Below are 7,169 nucleotides of genomic sequence, written 5' to 3'. Positions count from 1 at the left end.
GAGCCCCTCTACGTGCGCCGGACGGACTGACCACGCCCGGCGGTCCTGCCGGCGGTCCGCCCGACGGTCCGCCCGGCGGCCGGACCGCCGGACCGGTGGATCAGCCCCAGACGGGGCCCGTGTACTTCTCGCCCGGGCCCTGTCCCGGCTCGTCCGCGACGACCGAGGCCTCGCGGAAGGCGAGCTGCAGCGACTTCAGGCCGTCCTTCAGCGGGGCGGCGTGGAAGGAGCTGATCTCGGTCGCGCTCGCGTCCAGCAGGCCGGCCAGGGCGGAGATCAGCTTGCGGGCCTCGTCCAGGTCCTTGTACTTGTCGCCTTCCTCGGTGAGGCCGAGGTGGACCGCGGCGGCGCTCATCAGGTTGACGGCGACCGTCACGATGACCTCGACGGCCGGAACCTCCGCGATGTCGCGGGTCATGGCGTCGAAGTCGGGCGTCTCGGCGTGCTCAGCGTGCTCACTCATGGGTCACACGATAGGCGCAGGTCCGCCGCCGCCCGCGCGGGGGAGTCCCGCGACGCCGGTGCCGCGGGACACCGGGTTAGCGCACCGTCCCGCCAGCTGCTAATCTTGTGTCCACGACCGGCCGGACACGTGCGTCGCGAGACCGCGGACCCGGCCCACAAGTGGAGTCCTTCGAACTCCCACCTGATCGCCCTCCGGGCGGCGGGTCACCGGTCAGGCGAAAGCCGCCCGCCCAGGGCGTCGGTCGCCGATGCGCGCCCCGTGACGTCTCACGGCGGTGCTCCGGTAGCAGTTCGAGGAGCCCCGCCTGTGAAACCGTGCGGGGCATTTTTGTCGTCCCGGCGCGGTTAGGTCCCACGAACACATAGACGTCCGCGGCTGTCACACCAGGCCGCCGCGTGGTGCTACCGAGGAGGATCCATCAGCGCCGAGCCCCGCATCAACGACCGGATTCGCGTTCCCGAGGTGCGACTTGTCGGTCCCAGCGGCGAGCAGGTCGGGATTGTCCCGCTTGCCAAGGCCCTGGAGCTTGCGCAGGAGTACGACCTGGACCTGGTCGAGGTCGCGGCGAACGCCCGTCCGCCCGTGTGCAAGCTCATGGACTACGGGAAGTTCAAGTACGAGTCGGCCATGAAGGCCCGTGAGGCGCGCAAGAACCAGGCGCACACGGTCATCAAGGAGATGAAGCTCCGGCCGAAGATCGACCCGCACGACTACGACACCAAGAAGGGTCACGTCGTCCGGTTCCTCAAGCAGGGCGACAAGGTCAAGATCACGATCATGTTCCGCGGTCGTGAGCAGTCCCGCCCCGAGCTGGGCTACCGACTGCTGCAGCGTCTCGCGGAGGATGTCGCCGACCTCGGGTTCGTGGAGTCGAACCCGAAGCAGGACGGCCGCAACATGATCATGGTTCTCGGTCCGCACAAGAAGAAGACCGAGGCGATGGCCGAGGCCCGTGAGGCCCAGGCGGCCCGCAAGGCGGAAGCGAAGGCCAACCCCGGCAAGTCGCAGAACGCCGCCGAGGCCGAGGCCCCCGCCGACGGCCAGGCCGAGGCTTCGTCCGACGCCTGATCTTCCCGGATTCACGTCCGGGGTTTGTCCACCGAAAAACAGAGCGACGCTCCACCCGTGCCCGGCCTGGCCGCCGCGAGGCAGCCGCACCGGGCACCGGAGCGCCACCGACGAGGAGAGAACGGCGCTATGCCGAAGAACAAGTCGCACAGCGGTGCCAGCAAGCGCTTCAAGGTCACCGGCTCCGGCAAGGTGCTCCGTGAGCGCGCCGGCAAGCGCCACCTGCTCGAGCACAAGTCGTCCCGTCTGACGCGTCGCCTCACCGGCAACGCCGAGATGGCCCCGGGCGACGCCAAGAAGATCAAGAAGCTTCTCGGCAAGTGACGTCCCGGCGGCCCGCGCCGCCGAACGTCAGCCAGACCGGGACCCAGTCGTTTCCGGGCCGTGTGAGCATCGACCACGGCCCCGCTACAAGGAGTTAAAAAGTGGCACGCGTCAAGCGGGCAGTCAACGCCCACAAGAAGCGCCGGGCGATCCTCGAGCAGGCCTCCGGCTACCGCGGTCAGCGTTCGCGCCTGTACCGCAAGGCCAAGGAGCAGGTCACCCACTCGCTGGTCTACAACTACAACGACCGCAAGAAGCGCAAGGGCGACTTCCGTCAGCTGTGGATCCAGCGCATCAACGCCGCTGCCCGCGCCAACGGCATGACCTACAACCGCTTCATCCAGGGTCTGAAGGCCGCCAACGTCGAGGTGGACCGCAAGATCCTCGCCGAGCTCGCCGTCAACGACGCCACCGCGTTCGCGGCGCTGATCGAGGTCGCGCAGAAGGCGCTGCCCGCGGACGTGAACGCGCCGAAGGCCGCGTGACGTCTGCCGGTGACCACCGGCTGTGACACCCCGGACCCGCAGGCCTGACGGCCTGCGGGTCCGGACGTGTGTGGGGCCCGGCCCGGCGCCGCCGGACCGGGCCCCCGCCGCCCGCGCAGCTCCCTCACTTCCTGTCCCGACGCCCGCGGCGCGACGCCGTGTCCCGACGCCACGCACCCCGAAGGTGAGTCCATGCCCTCCGCAGCCCCCGAGCTGATCTCCCCCCGTTCCCCGCGCGTGAGCGCCGCCCGACGGCTGGCGAAGCGGAACTTCCGGGGCAAGGAGCGGCTGTTCCTGGCCGAGGGCCCGCAGGCGGTCCGGGAGGCCGCGGCGCATCGCGGCGACGACGGCACGCCCACCCTCACCGAGCTGTTCACCACCCCCGAGGCCGCCGACCGCTACCCCGACATCGTCGGCGACGCCCGCGCGGCCGGCGCCCGGGTGCACCTGGCGGACGAGCAGGTGATCGCCGACATCTCCACCACGGTCACCCCGCAGGGCCTGGTCGGCGTCTGCCGCTTCCTGGACACCCCGTTCGAGGAGATCCTCCGCGCCCGCCCCCGGCTGGTCGCGGTGCTCGCCAACGTCCGCGACCCCGGCAACGCGGGCACCGTGCTGCGCTGCGCCGACGCGGCCGGCGCCGAGGCCGTGGTGCTGACCGACGCCTCCGTGGACCTCTACAACCCCAAGGCCGTCCGCGCCTCCGTCGGCTCCCACTTCCACCTGCCGGTGGCGGTGGGGGTGCCCGTGGAGGTGGCCGTCGCCGGGCTCAAGGAGGCCGGCGTGAGCGTCCTGGCCGCCGACGGCGCGGGCACCCACGACCTGGACCACGAGCTGGACACCGGCTCCATGGGCGGCCCCACCGCCTGGGTCTTCGGCAACGAGGCGTGGGGCCTGCCGGAGGAGACCCGCGCGCTCGCCGACGCCGTGGTGCGCGTCCCGATCCACGGCAAGGCGGAGAGCCTCAACCTCGCCACGGCCGCCGCGGTGTGCCTCTACGCCTCCGCCCGTGCACAGCGCGCCGCCGGAGGGTGCCGCTCCGTCACCGACAGCTAGTAGGGTGACTGCCTCGGGGGCCCTGACCAACAGGCAGAGGTGGGTACGGGGATGAGCGTCGGCACCAGTACACCAGCGGGGAAGCCGTCCGGCACCGCGCCGGGCGCGTCGCCCCCGGGCGAGAACGCGCCCGCCCCCTACCCGATGGCCCCCGACGACCTGCCCGACGGCATGGTCGTCGCCGACGAGCGCGGCCGGGTGGTCTGCTTCAACGCCGCCGCCGAGCGGATCACCGCCACCCCGGCCGACGAGGCCCTCGGCCTCTCCCTGGAGCGCGCCCTGCCGCTGGAGGACCTGGAGGGCCGCCGCTGGTGGCGGCTGACCGACCCCTACGACGGCCTCGCCACCCGCACCCGCCAGCCCGAGCGCAACCTGCTCCTGCCCGGCGGCCGTGAGGTGCTGGTCTCCGCCCGCTACGTGCGCGAGCGGCCCACCGGCCCGGTGCGCCGGGTGGTGGTGTGCCTGCGCGACACCGAGGCCCGCCGCCGCACCGAACGCAGCCACGCCGAGCTGATCGCCACCGTCGCCCACGAACTGCGCTCGCCGCTGACCTCTGTCAAGGGGTTCACCGCCACCCTGCTCGCCAAATGGGAGCGCTTCACCGACGACCAGAAGCGGCTGATGCTGGAGACCGTCGACGCCGACGCCGACCGGGTCACCCGCCTGATCGCCGAACTCCTCGACATCTCCCGCATCGACTCCGGCCGCCTGGAGCTGCGCCGCCAGCCCGTCGACATCGCCGCCGCCGTCGACCGCCACATCCAGGCGTACGTCGCCGCGGGCCAGAGCGCCGACCGGTTCCGGCTGCATGTGGAGCGGCCGCTGCCGGGCCTGTGGGCCGACCCGGACAAGGTCGACCAGGTCCTCGGCAACCTGCTGGAAAACGCCGTGCGCCACGGCGAGGGGACTGTCACCATCGAGATCACGGCCCAGGCACCGACCCGCGAGGGGGAGGAGGCCGCCACGTCGGTCACCGTGAGCGACGAGGGCCACGGCATCCCGGAGGAGTCCATGAACCGCGTCTTCACCCGCTTCTGGCGGGGCAGCAAGCGCGGCGGCACCGGCCTCGGGCTCTACATCGTCAAGGGCATCGTCGAGGCCCACTCCGGTGTCATCACGGTCGGGCGGGCCGCCTCCGGCGGCGCCCAGTTCCGATTTACCCTGCCCGTGGGCACCCCGGCGTACCTTCTCTGAGAGGTCACCGACGCCGGACCGCGGCCCACGGGCGCGTTCGCACATACCCGCCCCGTTAGACTCGGCCCTTGGCACCTTTGTGTCCCCGTTTCCGGGACACGCCGTCCCGCCACCGGGACGTCGGACCGGGACAGGCCGTCCCAGCGGGGCCACTCCAGCCAGCCAATCGGAAGAGCACGGGAAGAGATGTCGGCACCGAATAAGTCGTACGACCCGGTCGAGGTCGAGGCGTTGAAACCGGAAAACATCGAGCGCATGCGGGACGAGGCGCTCGCCGCCTTCGCCGCCGCCGACTCGCTCGAGGCCCTCCAGGAGGCGAAGACCGCCCACGCCGGCGGCACCTCGCCGCTGGCTCTCGCCAACCGCGAGATCGGCGCCCTGCCGCCGCAGGCCAAGGCCGAGGCGGGCAAGCGCGTGGGCCAGGCCCGCGGCGCGGTCAACAAGGCCCTCGCCGCCCGTCAGGCGGAGCTGGAGGCCGAGCGCGACGCCCGTGTCCTGGTCGAGGAGTCGGTGGACGTCACCCTCCCCTACGACCGCGTCCCGGCCGGCGCCCGCCACCCGCTGACCACCATGATGGAGCGCGTCGCGGACGTCTTCGTCTCCATGGGCTACGAGATCGCCGAGGGCCCCGAGGTCGAGGCGGAGTGGTTCAACTTCGACGCCCTGAACTTCGGCCCCGACCACCCGGCCCGGCAGATGCAGGACACCTTCTTCGTCAACGGCCCCGAGGGCGCCGAGGGCGAGTCCGGCGTCGTGCTGCGCACCCACACCTCCCCCGTGCAGGCGCGCGCGCTGCTCGACCGTGAGCCGCCGGTCTACGTGGTCTGTCCCGGCCGCGTCTACCGGACCGACGAGCTGGACGCCACGCACACCCCGGTCTTCCACCAGATCGAGCTCCTCGCCGTCGACGAGGGCCTGACCATGGCGGACCTCAAGGGCACGCTGGACCACATGGTGCAGTCGTTGTTCGGCGCGGACATGAAGACCCGGCTGCGGCCGAACTTCTTCCCCTTCACCGAGCCGTCCGCCGAGATGGACATGCTCTGCTACGTCTGCAAGGGCGAGTCGATCGGCAACCCCGACCGTCCCTGCCGCACCTGCTCCAGCGAGGGCTGGATCGAGCTGGGCGGCTGCGGCATGGTCAACCCGCGGGTGCTCACCGCCTGCGGCGTCGACCCGGAGAAGTACAGCGGCTTCGCCTTCGGGTTCGGCATCGAGCGGATGCTGATGTTCCGCCACAACGTCGAAGACATGCGAGACATGGTCGAGGGCGACGTCCGGTTCACCCGGCCGTTCGGGATGGAGATCTGATGCGGGTCCCGCTTTCTTGGCTGCGGGAGTACGTCGACCTGCCGGCGACTCAGACCGGGCGCGACGTCCAGGCCAAGCTCATTTCGGCCGGTCTGGAGGTCGAGACCGTCGAGCAGCTCGGCGCCGACCTCAAGGGCCCCCTGGTCGTCGGCCAGGTGCTGACCATCGAGGAGCTGGAGGGCTTCAAGAAGCCGATCCGCTTCTGCACCGTCGACGTCGGCCAGGCCAACGGCACCGGTGAGCCCCAGGAGATCGTCTGCGGCGCCCGGAACTTCTCCGTCGGCGACAAGGTCGTCGTGGTCCTGCCCGGCGCCACCCTGCCCGGCGGCTTCCAGATCGCCGCGCGCAAGACCTACGGCAAGACCTCGCACGGCATGATCTGCTCCACCGACGAGCTCGGCATGGGCGACGACGGCACCCACGGCATCATCGTCCTGCCGCCCGAGCACGAGGCGGGCACCGACGCCGTCGAGCTGCTCGAGCTGGTCGACGAGGTCCTCGACATCGCCGTCACGCCCGACCGCGGCTACTGCCTGTCGATGCGCGGCGTCGCCCGCGAGACCGCGACCGCCTACGGCCTGCCGCTGCGCGACCCGGCGCTGCTCGACGTGCCCGCGCCCAACGCGTTCGGCTACCCCGTCCAGATCACCGACCCGCACGGCTGCGACCGGTTCGCCGCCCGCACCGTCACCGGCATCGCGCCGGGCACCCGGTCCCCGATCTGGCTGCAGCGCCGCCTCCAGAAGGCGGGCATGCGCCCGATCTCGCTGGCCGTCGACATCACCAACTACGTGATGCTCGAACTCGGCCAGCCGCTGCACGCCTACGACCGCACCCGCGTCCAGGGCGCGATCGGCGTGCGCCGTGCCGAGAAGGGCGAGCAGCTCACCACGCTCGACGGAGTGACCCGCACCCTCGACCCCGAGGACCTGGTCATCGCCGACGACCGCGGCCCGATCGGCCTCGCGGGCGTCATGGGCGGCGCCGACACCGAGATCGGCGACGGTGTGGAGAGCCACACCACCGAGGTGGTCATCGAGGCCGCGCACTTCGACCCGATCGCTATCGCCCGCACCGCCCGCCGGCACAAGCTGTCCAGCGAGGCCTCCCGCCGCTTCGAGCGCGGGGTCGACCCGCTGGCCGCGGCCGCCGCCGCGCAGCGCACCGTCGACCTGCTGGTGCTGCTGGCCGGCGGCACCGCCGACGCCGGTGTCACCGAGGTCGTCGCGCCCTCCGCGCCCGTCACCATCGCCATCCCCGCCGAC

8 protein-coding genes are annotated in these 7,169 nt (G+C 71.8%); 7 read left to right on the top strand and 1 reads right to left on the bottom strand.

What is annotated here, in order from left to right:
- Positions 1-100 precede the first annotated feature (100 nt).
- Positions 101-463 (bottom strand): DUF1844 domain-containing protein, encoded by a 363-nt coding sequence (locus HW445_RS13915; protein WP_180221334.1) that lies wholly within the window; start codon positions 461-463, stop codon positions 101-103.
- A 420-nt stretch (positions 464-883) separates the two neighbouring features.
- On the opposite strand from HW445_RS13915, the gene infC reads away from it, so the two are divergent.
- The 7 genes from infC to HW445_RS13880 form a co-directional block, all read left to right on the top strand.
- Positions 884-1,534 carry a translation initiation factor IF-3 gene (gene infC, locus HW445_RS13910; protein WP_151774737.1) on the top strand — a complete coding sequence of 217 codons (651 nt, stop codon included), beginning with the start codon at positions 884-886 and terminating at the stop codon, positions 1,532-1,534.
- A gap of 129 nt (positions 1,535-1,663) precedes the next feature.
- The gene (gene rpmI / locus HW445_RS13905) at positions 1,664-1,858 is read left to right on the top strand and encodes a 50S ribosomal protein L35 (RefSeq protein WP_007829094.1); all 195 of its coding nucleotides are present in this window, start codon (positions 1,664-1,666) and stop codon (positions 1,856-1,858) included.
- 101 nt (positions 1,859-1,959) lie between these two features.
- Positions 1,960-2,343 (top strand): 50S ribosomal protein L20, encoded by a 384-nt coding sequence (gene rplT / locus HW445_RS13900; protein WP_151774738.1) that lies wholly within the window; start codon positions 1,960-1,962, stop codon positions 2,341-2,343.
- Between the two features lie 192 nt (positions 2,344-2,535).
- Positions 2,536-3,399, top strand: a complete 864-nt coding sequence (locus HW445_RS13895) for an RNA methyltransferase (protein WP_151774739.1) — start codon at positions 2,536-2,538, stop codon at positions 3,397-3,399.
- 144 nt (positions 3,400-3,543) lie between these two features.
- Positions 3,544-4,593, top strand: coding sequence for an ATP-binding protein (locus HW445_RS13890; protein WP_374939648.1), 1,050 nt, complete (start codon positions 3,544-3,546; stop codon positions 4,591-4,593).
- A 186-nt stretch (positions 4,594-4,779) separates the two neighbouring features.
- Positions 4,780-5,904, top strand: coding sequence for a phenylalanine--tRNA ligase subunit alpha (gene pheS / locus HW445_RS13885; protein ID WP_180221332.1), 1,125 nt, complete (start codon positions 4,780-4,782; stop codon positions 5,902-5,904).
- Positions 5,904-7,169 (top strand): phenylalanine--tRNA ligase subunit beta (locus HW445_RS13880; protein WP_180221331.1); only part of this gene is annotated, 1,266 nt, incomplete at its 3' end. The genes pheS and HW445_RS13880, both read left to right, overlap by 1 nt.

The organism is Streptomyces sp. UH6, from assembly GCF_013421635.1.
GTDB lineage: Bacteria > Actinomycetota > Actinomycetes > Streptomycetales > Streptomycetaceae > Streptomyces > Streptomyces abyssomicinicus.
This window is presented reverse-complemented; position numbering and strand designations above follow the sequence as displayed.

Bases quoted from the DNA above. Each gene is read 5' to 3' on its own strand.
- HW445_RS13915 (WP_180221334.1), bottom strand. From the start codon at position 463: ATGAGTGAGCACGCTGAGCACGCCGAGACGCCCGACTTCGACGCCATG.
- rpmI (WP_007829094.1), top strand. From the start codon at position 1,664: ATGCCGAAGAACAAGTCGCACAGCGGTGCCAGCAAGCGCTTCAAGGTC.
- HW445_RS13895 (WP_151774739.1), top strand. From the start codon at position 2,536: ATGCCCTCCGCAGCCCCCGAGCTGATCTCCCCCCGTTCCCCGCGCGTG.
- HW445_RS13890 (WP_374939648.1), top strand. From the start codon at position 3,544: ATGGCCCCCGACGACCTGCCCGACGGCATGGTCGTCGCCGACGAGCGC.
- pheS (WP_180221332.1), top strand. From the start codon at position 4,780: ATGTCGGCACCGAATAAGTCGTACGACCCGGTCGAGGTCGAGGCGTTG.